This window comes from Aquitalea sp. FG25 (assembly GCF_057809375.1).
This window is the reverse complement of sequence record NZ_JBMDJV010000017.1, coordinates 73,711-88,147: the sequence shown is the minus strand read 5'-3', so window position 1 is coordinate 88,147 and position 14,437 is coordinate 73,711. Positions and strand designations below refer to the sequence as shown.

Here is a 14,437-nt window from a genome sequence, read left to right as displayed (position 1 = left end):
ATGCTCAACATCCTGTCGCCACTCATGACAAATGGGAAACCTGCGCAATAAAGCAGGGGGAGATGCCGCGACTCCAGCAGCCGGCGACTGTCCCTTCGCCCCGGCAGAGAACCGCATGCTAACGACGGGTAATCCCTGCAGGAATGGCCAGATCAGCAGGGCTTGGCTGCGGACTGTGCAGCAGGGAGAAAATCTGCTGCAGGCACTGCTCCGCCATACGCTGGCCATCCTGCACAATGGCGTCGATCGGGATGGGCAGGCAGTCAAGCAGGGGGTGATCATCGAAGGTCATCAGACAGGACGGCGCTTCGCGCAGGTGGTGCGTCTGACTCATGAAGGACAGCACGCCTTCCAGCAGGGTAATGGAGGCGGTAAACAGCGCCTGCGGATAACGTCCTTCGCGTGCGTGCCACTGCTGCATCATGGCAAAACCGGAAGCACGCTGGAAATCACGCTCGACAATCCACTCCGCATGGGGGGTGATGCCATATTGCTGCAAGGCTTGCCGATACCCCGCCAAGCGGTCGCGACTCGGTGACAAGGTGGGCTGGCCGCCAAAATACACAACCTCTTGCATTCCCTGAGCCAGCTTGCTGCCAATCAGTCGGGCCACGGTATCGGTGGCATCGGTGACGACGGACGGAATACCACTGCCATCGATACGGCGATCGACGAACACCAGCGGCAGACGGCTGGTCCACTGCTGGTACAGGGCGGCATCGCTGCTGCATGGCACCACCGCCATGCCATCCACCTGCCGCGCCACCAGGTGCGCCATGCCTTCCGCCTCACGGCGCGGGTCTTCATCGCTGGTGACCAGCACCAGTTGGTAATCACGCTCCCGACACAGGTTTTCCATCGCCTGGGCCAACGCGGCATGGGCCGAGTTGGTAAGATCCGGAATCACCAGTCCAATGCTGTTACTGCGCTTGCTGCGCAATGAGCGCGCCGACTGGGAAGGATTGAAATGATGCTCGCGCGCCACCTTTTCCACCCGTGCCACCGTGGCCGGCGAAATGCGATATCGCTCGGCATGACCATTGAGCACCATGCTGGCGGTAGTGCGGGATACGCCGGCCAGGCTGGCAATGTCATCGATGGTGAGACGCTTGTAGGCAGTCACAAAAGCCCTTCCTGTAGGAGGTTGATCACAAACAGCAACAACCCCCGGCAGCCTTGAGAGCAGCGGGGGTTGGCTGGCTTGTAGCAATTGTATTACAAGCCGGTGGGCACAGGAAAACACCCCGTGCCGGGCAGGGTTTCCCGCTTACTGTTTGATCAGATTCAGCGGTACCGGAATGAACTTGTCCACGCTCTGACCGGCTGCCAGTTTCTTGGCAGTCTGGATGCCGTACTGGCCGATCAGTTCCGGTTGTTGCTGCACGGTAGCAGCCAGCGTACCGGCCTTGACGGCGGCAACGGCATCAGCAGTGGCATCAAAGCCCACCACCACCACGTTTTTCAGCCCGGCAGCCTGAATGGCCTTGAGCGCGCCCAGCGCCATTTCGTCGTTATGCGCAAACACGCCCTGGATGTCCTTGTTGCCCTGGATGATGTTTTCCATCACCGACAGGCCCTTGGCGCGGTCGAAATCAGCCGGTTGCTTGGCCAGCAGTTTTACGTCGGCCTTGCCATCCACCACCTTGTGGAAACCCTCGCCACGCTCGCGGGCTGCAGAAGAACCGGCAATACCTTCCAGCTCAACCACACGGCCTTTGCCACCCAGTTTTTCCAGCAGGAACTCACCGGCCATCTTGCCGCCTGCCACGTTGTCCGAGGCAATGTGGGCGCTGACTTCGGCACCGTTCACGCTACGGTCCAGCGATACCACCTTGATGCCCTTGCCGGTGGCTTCCTTCACTACATTGGCCACGGCGGAGGAGTCGGTGGGGTTGATCAGGATGACACTCACCTTTTTCTGGATCAGGTCTTCCACGCTGGCCTGCTGCTTGGCCGGGTCGTCCTGGGCATCCACGGTAATCAGGTTGACGCCGTCCTTTTTGGCTTCGTCTTCGGCGCCCTTGCGCAGCGACACAAAGAAGGGATTGTTCAAGGTGGATACGGCCAGGCCGACGGTCAGCTGGCCATCAGCGGCGGCAGCAGGTGCACTGGCCGCAGCCGGTGCGGCGCTGTCCGGACCTTGCTTGGAGCAGGCGGCAATGCCGAACACCAACATGCTGGCCAGCAGCGGATGAAGAATGCGATTCATGGTGAGTCTCCCTGATATTGACTACGTTGCGTTAAACAGCCCTGGACAGGACTTTTGTTGATTCAAACCCTGCGTTTACTTTTTGCCGCTGCGGTCAATCAGCACCGCCAGCAAGATGACCACACCCTTGATCACCTGCTGGTAGAAGGACGATACCCCCAGCAGATTAAGGCCATTGTTCAGCACGCCAATCAGCAGTGCGCCCATCAGCGTGCCGAAAATCCAGCCACGGCCACCGGTCAGACTGGTACCACCCAGCACCACGGCGGCGATGGCATCCAGCTCGTAGCCGCTACCGGCAGTGGGCTGAGCGGAATTCAAGCGCGAGGTAAGCACCACCCCGGCCATGGCCGACATGGCACCGGAAACGGTGTAGACCCACAGCTTGATCTGATCCACCTTCACCCCGGACAGGCGGGCGGCTTCTTCGTTACCGCCGGTGGCATACACATGGCGGCCAAATACGGTTTTCTTCAGCAGGAAGGCAAACAGGCCGAACATGATCAGCATCCACACCACCGGAATCGGAATCAACCCGGCCACATAACCGCCGCCCAGCATGGAGAACAAATCGCTGTTGAAACCGGTGATCGGGCTGCCACCGGACACCACCAGTGCGAGGCCGCGCAGAATGGTCATCGAGGCCAGGGTGGCAATGAACGGCGCCACCTTGCCCTTGCTCACCACCAGGCCATTAAGCAGGCCCATCACGCCACCGCCGATCACCCCCAGCAGGGTGGCCAGCATCGGGTTGACACCCGCCTGGATCAGCGTGGCAATGCCCACCGAGGACAGCGCCAGCATGGAACCGACCGACAGGTCGATGCCGCCCAGCAGGATCACCAGCGTCATGCCGAAGGCAATCAGCGCATTGATCGATACCTGGCGCATCACGTTCAGCAGATTGGCCACGGTAAGAAAATCCGGGCTAAGCACCGCCAGCCCCACCGACACCAGCACCAGGGCGATGAAGGGCCCCAGTTTCTGCAGGGTGGCTTTTTGTTTTGGAGTCATTATGTATTCCCTTGCTCTGAATCAGGCGGCTTGCGCCGTGCCGGTGGCTGCGGCCATGATGCTTTCCTGGCTGGCCTCGGCGGCCTCGAACAGGCCGGTCTGACGGCCTTCGTGTATCACCAGGATACGGTTGCTCATGGCCATCACTTCCGGTAGTTCCGACGACACCATCACAATGGCGACGCCAGCAGCAGCCAGCTGGTTGATGATGTGATAAATCTCGGCCTTGCCACCCACGTCCACCCCACGGGTGGGTTCGTCCAGCAACAACACCTTGGGCGGCTGGGCCAGCCATTTGGCAAACACCACTTTTTGCTGATTGCCGCCAGACAGCGATTTCACTTCCAGCTCGGCGTCGCGGGTGCGAATGCGTAATTGCTCGATCAAGCCGGCCACTGCCTGCTGCTCGGCCGCATCCGACACCACGCCCAGCCGGGCGTACTGTGGCAGATGCACCAGGGTGGCGTTTTCGCGCAGCGACATCCCCAGCACCAGGCCCTGGCTCTTGCGGTCTTCGGTGACAAAAGCCAAACCAGCCGCAATGGCCGCACCCGGACTGTGCAAGCTGACCGCTTCACCATCCAGCAACACCGTGCCCGCAGTGCGGCGATTCAGGCCAAACAGGGTCTTGAGGATTTCACTGCGCCCTGCCCCCATCAGCCCGGCCACGCCCAACACTTCGCCCGCCCTTACAGCAAAACTGATGTCGCGCACATGCTGCGCGTCAGCCAGTCCATCCACCTGCAGGCGCACGGCACCCGGTTGTACGGTGCGGCGCGGGAAACGGTCGCCGATCTCGCGCCCCACCATCATGTGCACCACTTCATCAAAATCGGTGCGGGCAATCACCCGCTCGCCGACAAAGCGGCCATCGCGCAGCACGCTGATCTTGTCGCAGATGCGGAAGATTTCCTCCATGCGGTGCGACACATACACAATGGCCACGCCACGCGCTTTCAAGGCCTGCATCAAACCAAACAGGGTGTCGATCTCACGCTCGGTCAGCGCGGCGGTCGGCTCGTCCATGATCAGCAAACGTGCATCCATGGCCAGTGCCTTGGCAATTTCCACCATCTGCTGCTGGCCGATGGACAAGCTGCCGGCTTCAGCTTCCGGGTCGATGCCGCTGGCACCCAGCGCCGCCAGTTGCGCCGCTGCCTCGCGCCGCATGCGGGCGCTGTCGATCACGCCAAAACGGGACGGTTCGCGGCCCAAAAACAGGTTTTCCATCACCGACAGTTGCGGAATCAGGTTCAGTTCCTGATGGATGATGGCAATGCCGCAGGCTTCCGCCTGACGGGTGGAGCGAATGTCCACTGTCTGGCCATCAATCACGATGCCGCCAGCATCGCTGCGATACACACCGCTGAGAATCTTCATCAGCGTGGATTTGCCGGCGCCGTTTTCGCCCATCAGTGCATGGATTTCCCCACCGGCAATGGCAAAGTCCACTTCTTCCAGTACCCGCACCGGTCCAAAGGCCTTGCTGATGCCCTGCATGACGACATTCATGGTCAGGTCCTCAGAAAATCACGCCGGAATGCAGAATCACATTGGCGTACGGCGTGCATTCACCAGTACGAATGATCACCCTGGCTTGCTGGCAGCGCTGCTTGAATTGTTCGTGGCTGACAAAATCCACCGCCACACCGTGCTGCATCAGACCAGCGGCAATATCCAGCACGGCCGGATTATGGCTGCGACACTCATCGGCAAATACCGCGCGCTCACACTGGAAATCCGCCAGTACCGTCTCCAGCACACGGGCAAAGCCCGGCTCGCCCAGCGCCAGCGCCAGATCAATGCACTCCACACCGGGTGGAATCGGCAGGCCACAGTCGGCAATCACCAAGCTGTCGGTATGCCCCATGCCAGCCAGTACGCGGGCGATATCGCGGTTCAGGTGTCCCAGTTTTTTCATGCTTGTTGTTCCAGAAATTGTTGCAGGGCGGCCAGTGTGGGCATGCCGCTTTGTGCGCCATGGCGGGTTACCGACAATGCGGCGGCAGCATTGGCGCGGCGTACCGCCTCGGCCAAGCCCAGCCCCCAGAACGCTGCCAGCGCACCATTAAAGGTATCACCAGCCCCGGTGCTATCCACCGCAAACACCGGAAAACCGCTCACCTGCTTGAGTACGCCCTGTGCATCGGCATAACTGGCCCCCAGGCTACCCTGGGTCATCACGATGCCAGCCGGGCGGCTGATCAGCAGCTGCTGCCACGGTTGCTGGCTGCCCAGTGCTACCGCCAGCTCGTATTCATTGGGCGTCAGCAGGGAAACCTGCTGCAACAGGCTGGCCGGCAAGGGCTGCGCCGGAGCCGGGTTCAGGATGAAAGGCTTGCCGTGGCGTGCTGCCAGCTTGGCGGCATGCTCCACCGTGGCCAGCGGCACTTCCAGTTGGGCCAGCACCACATCGGCCTCAGCAAATGCCGCTTCAGCGGCATCCAGCTGGGCCGGTGACACGGCATTATTGGCACCCGGCACCACCATGATGGCATTGTCGCCCCCCGCCAGGGTGATACTGGCCATGCCGGTGGCCACGTCCACCTGCTGCACCCAGCGGGTATCCACGCCTTCAGCCTGGAGGCCAGCCAGCAGTTCGGTACCAAAGGCATCCTTGCCGACACAGGCAATCAGGCTGACGCTGGCCCCCAGGCGGGCAGCCGCCACGGCCTGATTAGCCCCCTTGCCACCGGGATAAGTGGCAAAACTGCGGCCAAACAGGGTTTCGCCCTGACGCGGAAAGCTGTCAGCCTCCACCACCAGGTCCATATTGATGCTACCGATCAGCAAAACGCGGCTCATGTCCTGTCTCTCTTCAGGCAGCTTGCCGCACCGGCCCCCCTTGCGGGACCGAGCATAAGCGGCGGCGAGCTGCTGTTGATCAAACGCTAAAACGTACTCAGCAATGCGGTGAACTTATAGCAGAGCCTACAGTCAGGTGGAAGCGCAAAACGCAAAAATTGTAAGTTTTCAACTACATGGCAGCAAAAAAAAACCACACCCTGGTGCAGAATGAGGCTGATTTCCCGCTGATTGCTACCCGCACGGCACCACTACGGTGCCATTACTGCCCAGACTGTAGTTGCAGCGCACAATTGCGCTCAGCCCGGCCAGGCCACGCTTCTGCTGGTTTAGCCGACGCAGCGCAGCAAAAATGCCGCGACCGCAGACGGGATGACAAGTCCCCTGCGTCGGCGCGCCGGCTGTGCTAAACTCCAGCCAACACATTCATTTGATTATGAAAACACTCCTTACCGCCCTCCTGCTCTGTCTGCTTTCGCTGCCAGCCATGGCCGTGAACCGACTGCTGCCTGCCAACATCGTGGCCGGCACGCTGTCCAGCGTGGATAACAATGTCGTCACCTTCGTGAAAAGCGAAAGCACACTGCTTTCCTCACTGGTTGCCATGGTGCTGCCCAGCGGGCAAAGCTATACCACCGCGCCGGGGCTGCGCATCTACGACGCCAATAATCTTTTCCTGCTGACTGGCCAGCTGCCCACGCTGGTAGGCAAGACCATAGGCATCACACTGGACCTGCAAGGCAACATCAACCGTATCTGGGTGTTGAGTGACGATGAAATTGCGCTGCTGCAGCAGCGTCAGCAGTAAGGCCTCCCACCCGATGAACCCGCTGGAATCCCTGTAGCAATGAAGAAGGTATACATCAAGACCTTCGGCTGCCAGATGAACGAATACGACTCTGACAAGATGGTCGACGTTCTGGGCGATGCCGAAGGCATGATCAAGACAGACAATCCGGAAGAAGCAGACGTCATTCTGTTCAACACCTGTAGCGTGCGCGAAAAGGCGCAGGAAAAAGTGTTTTCCGATCTGGGCCGTATCCGCCCGCTGAAGGAAGCCCGCCCGGACCTGATCATCGGCGTTGGCGGCTGCGTGGCCAGTCAGGAAGGCGACACCATCGTCAAGCGCGCGCCGTATGTGGATGTGGTGTTCGGCCCGCAAACCTTGCACCGACTGCCAGACCTGATTCGCGCCCGCCAGCACAGCGGCGCGGCGCAGGTGGATATTTCCTTCCCCGAGATCGAAAAATTCGACCACATTCCCCCTGCCAAGGTGGATGGTGCTGCCGCCTTTGTGTCCATCATGGAAGGCTGCTCCAAATACTGCTCCTTCTGCGTGGTGCCCTATACCCGTGGCGAGGAAGTATCGCGCCCGTTTGAAGACGTGCTGACTGAAATTGCCGGCCTCACCCAGCAGGGTGTCAAGGAAATCACCCTGTTGGGCCAAAACGTCAACGCCTATCGCGGCCTGATGGCCGATGGCGAAATCGCCGACTTCGCCCTGCTGCTGGAATACGTGCACGAGATTCCTGGTGTGGAGCGCCTGCGCTTCACCACCAGTCATCCGCGTGAATTCACCCAGCGCATCATCGACTGTTACGACAAGCTGCCCAAACTGGTTTCCCACCTGCACTTGCCGGTGCAAAGCGGTGCCGATCGCATTCTCACCGCCATGAAGCGCGGCTATACCGCACTGGAATACAAGTCCATCATCCGCAAGCTGCGCGCGCTGCGTCCTGACCTGTGCCTGTCATCCGACTTCATCGTCGGCTTCCCCGGCGAGACCGAGGCCGATTTTGCCCAGACCTTAAAGCTGGTCAAGGACCTGGAATTCGACTTCAGCTATGTGTTCATCTACAGCGCCCGCCCCGGCACGCCAGCCGCCAATCTGACTGACGACACGCCGCACACGGAGAAAGTGCGCCGGCTGGAAGCACTGAACGATGTCATCGAGGCGCGCGGCTTTGCCATCAACCAGAGCATGGTCGGCAGCGTGCAGCGTGTGCTGGTGGAGAACATCTCCAAGAAAGACCCCAACATGCTGGCCGCCCGTACTGCCAATAACCGGGTGGTGAACTTTGTCGGCCACCCGCGCCTGCTCAAGCAGATGGTGGACGTGGTCATCACCGAAGCCCGCCCGCATTCGCTGGCGGGGGAAATCCTGCTGCACGAAACCCTGTAAGCCACCAAGGACAGACCCGCCATGTTCATCGTTTCCCTCAGTTATATCGCCCCGCTGGAAGAAATCGACGCCCAGCTGGAACACCATGTGCTGTGGCTGAAGCAATGCTATGCCGACGGGCTGTTCCTGGCCTCCGGCCGCAAGGAGCCACGCACCGGCGGCATCATCCTGGCCACCGGTGAACGCCATGCATTGCAACAGCGGCTGGCGCAGGACCCGTTTGCCCAGGCGGGACTGGCCCGTTATGACATCACCGAATTTTATCCCAGCATGACAGCGGCCGGCCTGGAAGCACTGCAGGACAGCCCGGCAGCATGAACGACGCCACCGCTACACCAGCCATCCGCCCGCTCAGTCGCCATGCCCGCAGGGTGACCCTGCTCAGCCTGATCGCCCTGCCCGTGCTGTTGCTGCTCAGCCTGTTGCTTGGCCAAGCGGGCAGTAATGGCAATTGGGGCAGCCGCTCGCTATTGCTGCTGACTGGCCCCGCCGCCCTGATTCCCACGGCCCTGATTTATGCCGGTTTGCTGTGGCTGCTGGACAGACTGCCATCAGCCGGCCTGCGCAACGGGCTCTTCATGCTGCTGACGCTGCTGGTCTGCGTCTTGCTTGTACTGGAAGCCAGCTTCTGGTTTGCCTTGCTGTTCAGCCACTGAACCATCTTTCGCCTACACGATGAATACCACTCCTCTTAGCTTCAATCCGGTCGATAACGAACGGCTGGCCCGCCTGTGCGGCCCGCTGGATGAAAACCTCAAGCAGATCGAAACCGGTCTGGATGTGCAGATCCAGCGCCGTGGCGAACACTTCAAGTGCAGCGGCGAACACGCCGAGCTGGCGGTCTACAGCCTGGCCCGGCTGTACTTGCTGGCAGAAAAGCAGGACATCTCCATTGACGATGTGCAGCTGGAGCTGGTGGAAGCCCGCCAACACAATCATGAAGCCGATGCCGACGCCCCGGTATTGCTGACCCGTCGTGGCGACTTGCGCGGCCGCACCCCGCGCCAGAGCGGCTATATCAAGGCCATCAGCCAGCACGACATCACCTTTGGCATCGGCCCGGCCGGTACTGGCAAAACCTATCTGGCCGTGGCCTGCGCAGTAGATGCCATGGAACGCGATACCATCAAGCGCATCGTGCTGGTACGCCCGGCGGTGGAAGCAGGTGAAAAACTGGGCTTTCTGCCCGGCGATCTGGCGCAGAAAGTCGACCCCTATCTGCGCCCGCTCTACGACGCACTGTACGACCTGATGGGTTTTGACCGCGTCACCCGCCTGTTCGAAAAGAACCTGATCGAAATTGCGCCGCTAGCCTATATGCGTGGCCGCACGCTCAACAACGCCTTCATCATTCTGGACGAGGCGCAAAACACCACGCCGGAACAGATGAAGATGTTCCTCACCCGCATCGGCTTTGGCTCGCGTGCGGTGATTACCGGCGATGTGACGCAGATCGACCTGCAGCGTCACCAGAAGAGCGGACTGGTGGAAGTGGAGAAGATTCTGGGCCAGGTGCGCGGCATTCACTTCCATCATTTCCAGAGCGACGACGTGGTGCGCCACCCGCTGGTGCAGAAAATCGTCGATGCCTACGATCACTATCAATTGAAAAACGATGAAAAAAGCCAAGCGCAATAATCTGCTGCAACGCCTTGCTGCCCGTCTGCAACTGACACTGGAAGACCGTAGCGATGCCAGCCAGCTACCCGATGGCAAGCTGATTCGACGTTGCTGCCAGGCTGCCTTGCAGGCCGACGTAAAACAGGCCCAGGTCAGCATCCTGCTGGTAGGCCGCGAGGAAGGCCGTAGCCTCAACCACACTTATCGGGGCAAGGATTACGCCACCAATGTGCTGTCTTTTGCGCTGAACGAAGGCGAAAACATTGCCGATCTGCCGCTGTTCGGCGATCTGGTGCTGTGCACCGAGGTGGTGGAAACAGAAGCCGCCGAACAAGGCATAGCCCTGGTGGCCCACTATGCGCACCTGCTGGTACACGGCATGTTGCACCTGCAAGGCTTCGACCACGAAGATGACGAAGAAGCCGAAATCATGGAAACGCTTGAAACCGTCATTATGGCGAAGTTAGGATATCCCGATCCCTATCTAGAGGAAAAACGCTAACCCCATGGAAGACCCCAGTAAACACAAGCCCAGCCTGTTGGAACGCTTGTCCGCCATGCTCCTGCGCGAACCGGAAGACCGCGAGGAACTGATCGCCCTGCTGCACTCCGCTTTTGAACGCAATCTGCTGGATGCCGAAGCGCTATCCATGATTGAAGGCGTGCTGGAAGTCAGCGACCTGACCGCCCGCGACGTGATGATCCCGCGCAGCCAGATGGATGTCATCCGTATTGACGACCCCATCGAACGCCTGCTGCCAGATGTGCTGCGCACCGGCCACTCGCGCTTTCCGGTCATTGGCGATAACAAGGACGACGTGCTGGGCATTCTTCTGGCCAAGGACCTGCTGCATTACTTCCATGCACCCAATAGTTTTGACCTGCGCGCCACGCTGCGCGCCAGCGTATTTGTGCCGGAATCCAAACCGCTGGATGTGCTGCTGCGCGAGTTCCGCTCCAACCGCAACCATATGGCCATCGTGGTGGACGAATACGGCGGCGTGTCCGGCCTGGTGACCATTGAAGACGTGATCGAACAGATTGTTGGCGACATCGAGGACGAATACGACTTCGAGGAAGACGATAACAATATCGTACCGGTACGCGACCAGCGCTACCGCGTCAACGCGCTTACCGAAGTAGCCGACTTCAACGAATACTTTGCCACCAACTATGAAGATGATGACGTCGATACCGTAGGCGGGCTGGTACTGTCGCTGATCGGCCATCTGCCCAAGCGTGGTGAGACCGTCGATTCCGGCTCGCTGCGCTTTACCGTTCTGCGTGCCGACAGCCGCCGTCTGCAAACCCTGCTGGTGGAACGTCTGCACAGCAATACCGCCGAAAGCAGCCCAGACTGACATGCGCACCCTGCTTGTGCTGATTGCCGCCGCCATTGCTGGCACCCTTACCCTGTACGGTTTTGCCCCTTACCGCCTGTACGGCCTGCTGCCGCTGTCACTGGCGGCGCTGGCACAGCTGGTGGAGCGCAACCCCCAGCTTGCCTTCCGTACTGGCTACGTCTGGGGTGTGGCAGCCTATGCCAGCAACTTCAACTGGATCTACAACAGCCTGCATGATATTGCCGGCCTGCCTGCCATGCTGGCCGCACCGCTCGTCCTGCTGCTGCCGGCCTATCTGGCCATCTGGCCGGGGCTGGCCTGCTGGCTGACCAGCCGTGTCGACCAGCGCGCATGGGTGCGCTGGTTGCTGGCCTTCCCGGCACTGTGGGAACTGGGTGAATGGCTGCGCAGCTGGGTAATGACCGGCTTTCCCTGGGGCGCGGTCGGCTATTCGCAAGTAACGGAAAGCCCGCTGGCAGGCTTTATCCCGCTGGGCGGGGTGCACCTGGCAAGCTGGCTGGTGGCGCTCAGCGCCGGCGCACTGGCACTGCTGGCCAATGGTCAGCGCCTGCAACGCCTTGCCGCCCTAATCGGCTTACTTGTCTTGTGGAGTAGCGGCTACTGGCTGCAAACCGTCAGCTGGACCGAGCCGGTCGGCAAACCCTATCGCGTAGCGCTGGCTCAGGGAGATATTCCCCAAGCCATCAAATGGGACCCAGCCACCTTTGAAACCACACTCACCACCTATTACCAGCAGGTTGCCAGCACCCGCGCCGATCTGATGATCCTGCCGGAAACGGCCTTGCCAGTATTCCTGGACGACTTGCCCTCCGGCTACCTCACCATGATGGCCGGGGATGCACAGCGCAAAAACATGGCGCTGGCAACCGGCATTCCACGCCGTACCGCAGATGGACGTGGCTATCTGAATGCCGTCGTCGTTCTCACCGACCCCGCACTGCCATCCTATGCCAAGGACCATCTGGTGCCATTTGGTGAATTCATTCCGCTACCGGGGCTAATCGGTTGGATATACCAGTACATGAACATGCCACTGTCCGGCTTTTCCCGTGGCGGTGAAAACCAGCATCCATTGACGCTTGCAGGTCACAAAGTGGCCTTCAATATTTGCTATGAAGACAGCTTTGGCGAAGAGCTAATCGGCCCTGCTGCCCAGGCCGGAATTCTGGCCAATGTCAGTAATCTGGCCTGGTTCGGCAAAAGCGTGGCAATGAGCCAGCATCTGCAGCTGTCCCAGGCACGCGCGCTGGAAACAGGCCGCTTCATGTTACGCGCCACCAATACCGGCATGACGGCCATCGTGCGCCCCAACGGCGACATCGCCAGCGTGGCCGCCCCGTTCACCCAGCAAGTACTGGAAGGCATGGTGCAGGATTACCAGGGCCAAACGCCGTATATGCAGTATGGCAACCAGCCAGTGATCATCGGCTGCATCAGCCTGCTGGCGCTGGCCATTGCACTGGGCGCCTGGCAACGGCGTCGGCAACGTCCGCCTTCTTCGCCGCATCAGCCAGCATAGCAGGCAACAAAAAGCCCTCCACATGGAGGGCTTTTGCTTGGTCAGACGCAGACCACCGCCTCAGACATGGAAGCGGGAAACCAGTTGCCGCAGATCATCCGCCAGCGTGTGCATTGCCTGTACTTCCTTCGAGGTACCAGCTGACTCGTCAGCATTACTACTGGCACTACTGGCAATCAATTCCACCTGCTGTGCAATCTCGGTACTGGCGCTCCCCTGCTCTTTCAAGGCATGCGAGATTTCATTCACCACATCAACCACACCGGTGGCACTGTCGCGAATATGCGAAATGGCCTCCCCACCCTGCACGGCCAGTTGCAGACCAGTTTTAACCCGACCAACCGCTTCTTCCATACAAGCGCGTGACTGATCAGAGCTGGTCTGGATTTCCTGAATCATGCCCGCAATTTCCTGCGTAGCCTGTCCGGTACGCTCAGACAGTTTGCGCACTTCATCTGCCACTACCGCAAAACCACGCCCCATCTCACCGGCACGCGCAGCCTCAATGGCAGCATTGAGTGCCAGCAAATTGGTCTGATCGGCAATATCCTTGATCACCTGCATGATGCTGGAAATGGTCTGGGTCTTGCTTGCCAGGTCCGCAATCGTCGTGGCCGCCTGGTCTACCGACTCATTGATACGATGCATCTCGCTGACAGCGCTGGAAATCACCTCCCCCCCCTCGCGGGACAGGCGACCAGATTCCTGTGACAGATTACGGGCATCCTGCGCATGACTGGAAATATGGTTGATACTCACCGTCAACTGTTCGATAGACGCAGCCATCGCAGCAGCAGCTTCGCTTTGCTGATCAGAGCCACGTACCACTGCATCAGATCTGCGCGCCACGTCCGAGCTCATCTGGGACAGGCTTACAGCCTCATCGGCAATTTCACGTACCAACTGCTTCAGGTGCTTTTGCATCTGGTCAACAGCAGCCATCACGCTGTGGTTATCACCGTCACTGACAGGTACAGGGGTATCCAGATAACCATCTGCAATGCGGCGTACCACGCGCATGGTTTCGCCGGGATCCGCCCCCAACTGGCCAAGAATGCTGCGCATCAGGAACAGCCCGGCCACCAGCAGCAAGCCCAGAATGATGCCCACCTCAGCCAGCGTCAGCCACAGCTGGCTCATGAACGCGGAATGCACATCATCCAGATAAATACCGGTACCAATAATCCAGTGCCAGCGGCTGCTAGTCATCAAGTAGGAAATCTTGGGTTGTGGCTGATCAAAGCCGGGCTTGTCCCATACATAGGCCGCAAAACCCTGCCCATTACCCTTGGCGACGGTTTCCTGGAACAGCTGGCCAAGATCCACGCCGGTTGGCGTCTTCATTCCCAATAAGGGCTTGCCCACCTTGTCCGGCTTGGCACCATGGATCACATAGTTCCAGTTCTGGTCATAGCCAAAAAAGTACTCTTGGCCATCATAATGGCTGGCCATCAACGCAGCTGCCGCCATCTGCTTGGCCTGCGCTTCGCTGAGTTTGCCGCTAGCTTCCAGCGCCTCATAGCTACTGATAATCCCGATTGCAGACTCAACGAGGTTACGGGTTTTATCCTGCCTATCCTGCAGCAGGCTGTTACGTTGATTGTACAAAGCCAAGCCACTAAGACAGCAGATCAGCAATGCAACCAGCAGCAGCCAGGCAATCAGGCGGCCGCGCAATGTCATACCGGCAGTTGTGTTCATATTTTCTCTGTTCCCGTTGGCAG

General features: G+C 59.7%; 15 protein-coding genes. 8 read left to right on the top strand and 7 right to left on the bottom strand.

What is annotated here, in order from left to right; translation table 11 throughout:
• Positions 1-118: 118 nt before the first annotated feature.
• The 6 genes from ACODR9_RS15850 to rbsK all read right to left on the bottom strand — a co-directional run bounded on the left by ACODR9_RS15850 (position 119) and on the right by rbsK (position 6,028).
• A complete protein-coding gene (locus ACODR9_RS15850; RefSeq protein WP_488810374.1) occupies positions 119-1,123 on the bottom strand; it encodes a substrate-binding domain-containing protein in 1,005 nt (334 codons plus the stop codon).
• A gap of 144 nt (positions 1,124-1,267) precedes the next feature.
• Entirely contained in the window at positions 1,268-2,209 is a 942-nt protein-coding gene (rbsB, locus tag ACODR9_RS15845) for a ribose ABC transporter substrate-binding protein RbsB (RefSeq protein WP_488810373.1), read from the bottom strand.
• Between the two features lie 75 nt (positions 2,210-2,284).
• Entirely contained in the window at positions 2,285-3,223 is a 939-nt protein-coding gene (locus ACODR9_RS15840) for an ABC transporter permease (RefSeq protein WP_488810372.1), read from the bottom strand.
• A gap of 21 nt (positions 3,224-3,244) precedes the next feature.
• Positions 3,245-4,735 carry a sugar ABC transporter ATP-binding protein gene (locus tag ACODR9_RS15835; RefSeq protein ID WP_488810371.1) on the bottom strand — a complete coding sequence of 497 codons (1,491 nt, stop codon included), beginning with the start codon at positions 4,733-4,735 and terminating at the stop codon, positions 3,245-3,247.
• Between the two features lie 10 nt (positions 4,736-4,745).
• The gene (gene rbsD / locus ACODR9_RS15830) at positions 4,746-5,144 is read right to left on the bottom strand and encodes a D-ribose pyranase (RefSeq protein WP_488810370.1); all 399 of its coding nucleotides are present in this window, start codon (positions 5,142-5,144) and stop codon (positions 4,746-4,748) included.
• Positions 5,141-6,028 (bottom strand): ribokinase, encoded by an 888-nt coding sequence (gene rbsK, locus ACODR9_RS15825; RefSeq protein ID WP_488810369.1) that lies wholly within the window; start codon positions 6,026-6,028, stop codon positions 5,141-5,143. Before rbsK ends, rbsD begins: the two co-directional genes overlap by 4 nt.
• Positions 6,029-6,515: 487 nt before the next feature.
• Here rbsK and ACODR9_RS15820 point away from each other — a divergent pair, with 487 nt between their 5' ends.
• The 8 genes from ACODR9_RS15820 to lnt are packed head-to-tail and all read left to right on the top strand — an operon-like array spanning position 6,516 to position 12,713.
• The gene (locus ACODR9_RS15820) at positions 6,516-6,836 is read left to right on the top strand and encodes a hypothetical protein (protein WP_488810368.1); all 321 of its coding nucleotides are present in this window, start codon (positions 6,516-6,518) and stop codon (positions 6,834-6,836) included.
• Between the two features lie 39 nt (positions 6,837-6,875).
• Positions 6,876-8,210, top strand: a complete 1,335-nt coding sequence (miaB, locus tag ACODR9_RS15815; RefSeq protein WP_488810367.1) for a tRNA (N6-isopentenyl adenosine(37)-C2)-methylthiotransferase MiaB — start codon at positions 6,876-6,878, stop codon at positions 8,208-8,210.
• 21 nt (positions 8,211-8,231) lie between these two features.
• On the top strand, positions 8,232-8,528 hold the full coding sequence (locus ACODR9_RS15810; protein ID WP_488810366.1) for a YciI family protein: 297 nt from the start codon (positions 8,232-8,234) through the stop codon (positions 8,526-8,528).
• A complete protein-coding gene (locus ACODR9_RS15805) occupies positions 8,525-8,866 on the top strand; it encodes a hypothetical protein (RefSeq protein WP_488810365.1) in 342 nt (113 codons plus the stop codon). The genes ACODR9_RS15810 and ACODR9_RS15805 overlap by 4 nt, the downstream gene beginning before the upstream one ends.
• Before the next feature lie 19 nt (positions 8,867-8,885).
• Positions 8,886-9,848: a PhoH family protein gene (locus ACODR9_RS15800; RefSeq protein WP_488810364.1), complete on the top strand. Its 963-nt coding sequence runs from the start codon at positions 8,886-8,888 to the stop codon at positions 9,846-9,848.
• On the top strand, positions 9,826-10,332 hold the full coding sequence (gene ybeY / locus ACODR9_RS15795) for an rRNA maturation RNase YbeY (RefSeq protein ID WP_488810363.1): 507 nt from the start codon (positions 9,826-9,828) through the stop codon (positions 10,330-10,332). Before ACODR9_RS15800 ends, ybeY begins: the two co-directional genes overlap by 23 nt.
• A gap of 4 nt (positions 10,333-10,336) precedes the next feature.
• The gene (locus ACODR9_RS15790; protein WP_488810362.1) at positions 10,337-11,191 is read left to right on the top strand and encodes a CorC family transporter; all 855 of its coding nucleotides are present in this window, start codon (positions 10,337-10,339) and stop codon (positions 11,189-11,191) included.
• A gap of 1 nt (position 11,192) precedes the next feature.
• The gene (gene lnt / locus ACODR9_RS15785) at positions 11,193-12,713 is read left to right on the top strand and encodes an apolipoprotein N-acyltransferase (protein WP_488810361.1); all 1,521 of its coding nucleotides are present in this window, start codon (positions 11,193-11,195) and stop codon (positions 12,711-12,713) included.
• Between the two features lie 60 nt (positions 12,714-12,773).
• Here the strand turns inward: lnt and ACODR9_RS15780 are convergent, their stop codons facing one another.
• A complete protein-coding gene (locus tag ACODR9_RS15780) occupies positions 12,774-14,414 on the bottom strand; it encodes a methyl-accepting chemotaxis protein (protein WP_488810360.1) in 1,641 nt (546 codons plus the stop codon).
• Between the last annotated feature and the right edge of the window lie 23 nt (positions 14,415-14,437).

What these genes read in the sequence shown, in the direction of transcription:
- miaB (WP_488810367.1), top strand. Translation starts at nt 6,876, where the DNA reads ATGAAGAAGGTATACATCAAGACCTTCGGCTGCCAGATGAACGAATAC.
- ACODR9_RS15805 (WP_488810365.1), top strand. Translation starts at nt 8,525, where the DNA reads ATGAACGACGCCACCGCTACACCAGCCATCCGCCCGCTCAGTCGCCAT.
- ACODR9_RS15810 (WP_488810366.1), top strand. Translation starts at nt 8,232, where the DNA reads ATGTTCATCGTTTCCCTCAGTTATATCGCCCCGCTGGAAGAAATCGAC.
- ACODR9_RS15840 (WP_488810372.1), bottom strand. Translation starts at nt 3,223, where the DNA reads ATGACTCCAAAACAAAAAGCCACCCTGCAGAAACTGGGGCCCTTCATC.
- ACODR9_RS15820 (WP_488810368.1), top strand. Translation starts at nt 6,516, where the DNA reads ATGGCCGTGAACCGACTGCTGCCTGCCAACATCGTGGCCGGCACGCTG.
- rbsB (WP_488810373.1), bottom strand. Translation starts at nt 2,209, where the DNA reads ATGAATCGCATTCTTCATCCGCTGCTGGCCAGCATGTTGGTGTTCGGC.
- rbsD (WP_488810370.1), bottom strand. Translation starts at nt 5,144, where the DNA reads ATGAAAAAACTGGGACACCTGAACCGCGATATCGCCCGCGTACTGGCT.
- ACODR9_RS15835 (WP_488810371.1), bottom strand. Translation starts at nt 4,735, where the DNA reads ATGAATGTCGTCATGCAGGGCATCAGCAAGGCCTTTGGACCGGTGCGG.
- ACODR9_RS15780 (WP_488810360.1), bottom strand. Translation starts at nt 14,414, where the DNA reads ATGAACACAACTGCCGGTATGACATTGCGCGGCCGCCTGATTGCCTGG.
- ACODR9_RS15790 (WP_488810362.1), top strand. Translation starts at nt 10,337, where the DNA reads ATGGAAGACCCCAGTAAACACAAGCCCAGCCTGTTGGAACGCTTGTCC.
- lnt (WP_488810361.1), top strand. Translation starts at nt 11,193, where the DNA reads ATGCGCACCCTGCTTGTGCTGATTGCCGCCGCCATTGCTGGCACCCTT.
- rbsK (WP_488810369.1), bottom strand. Translation starts at nt 6,028, where the DNA reads ATGAGCCGCGTTTTGCTGATCGGTAGCATCAATATGGACCTGGTGGTG.
- ybeY (WP_488810363.1), top strand. Translation starts at nt 9,826, where the DNA reads ATGAAAAAAGCCAAGCGCAATAATCTGCTGCAACGCCTTGCTGCCCGT.
- ACODR9_RS15800 (WP_488810364.1), top strand. Translation starts at nt 8,886, where the DNA reads ATGAATACCACTCCTCTTAGCTTCAATCCGGTCGATAACGAACGGCTG.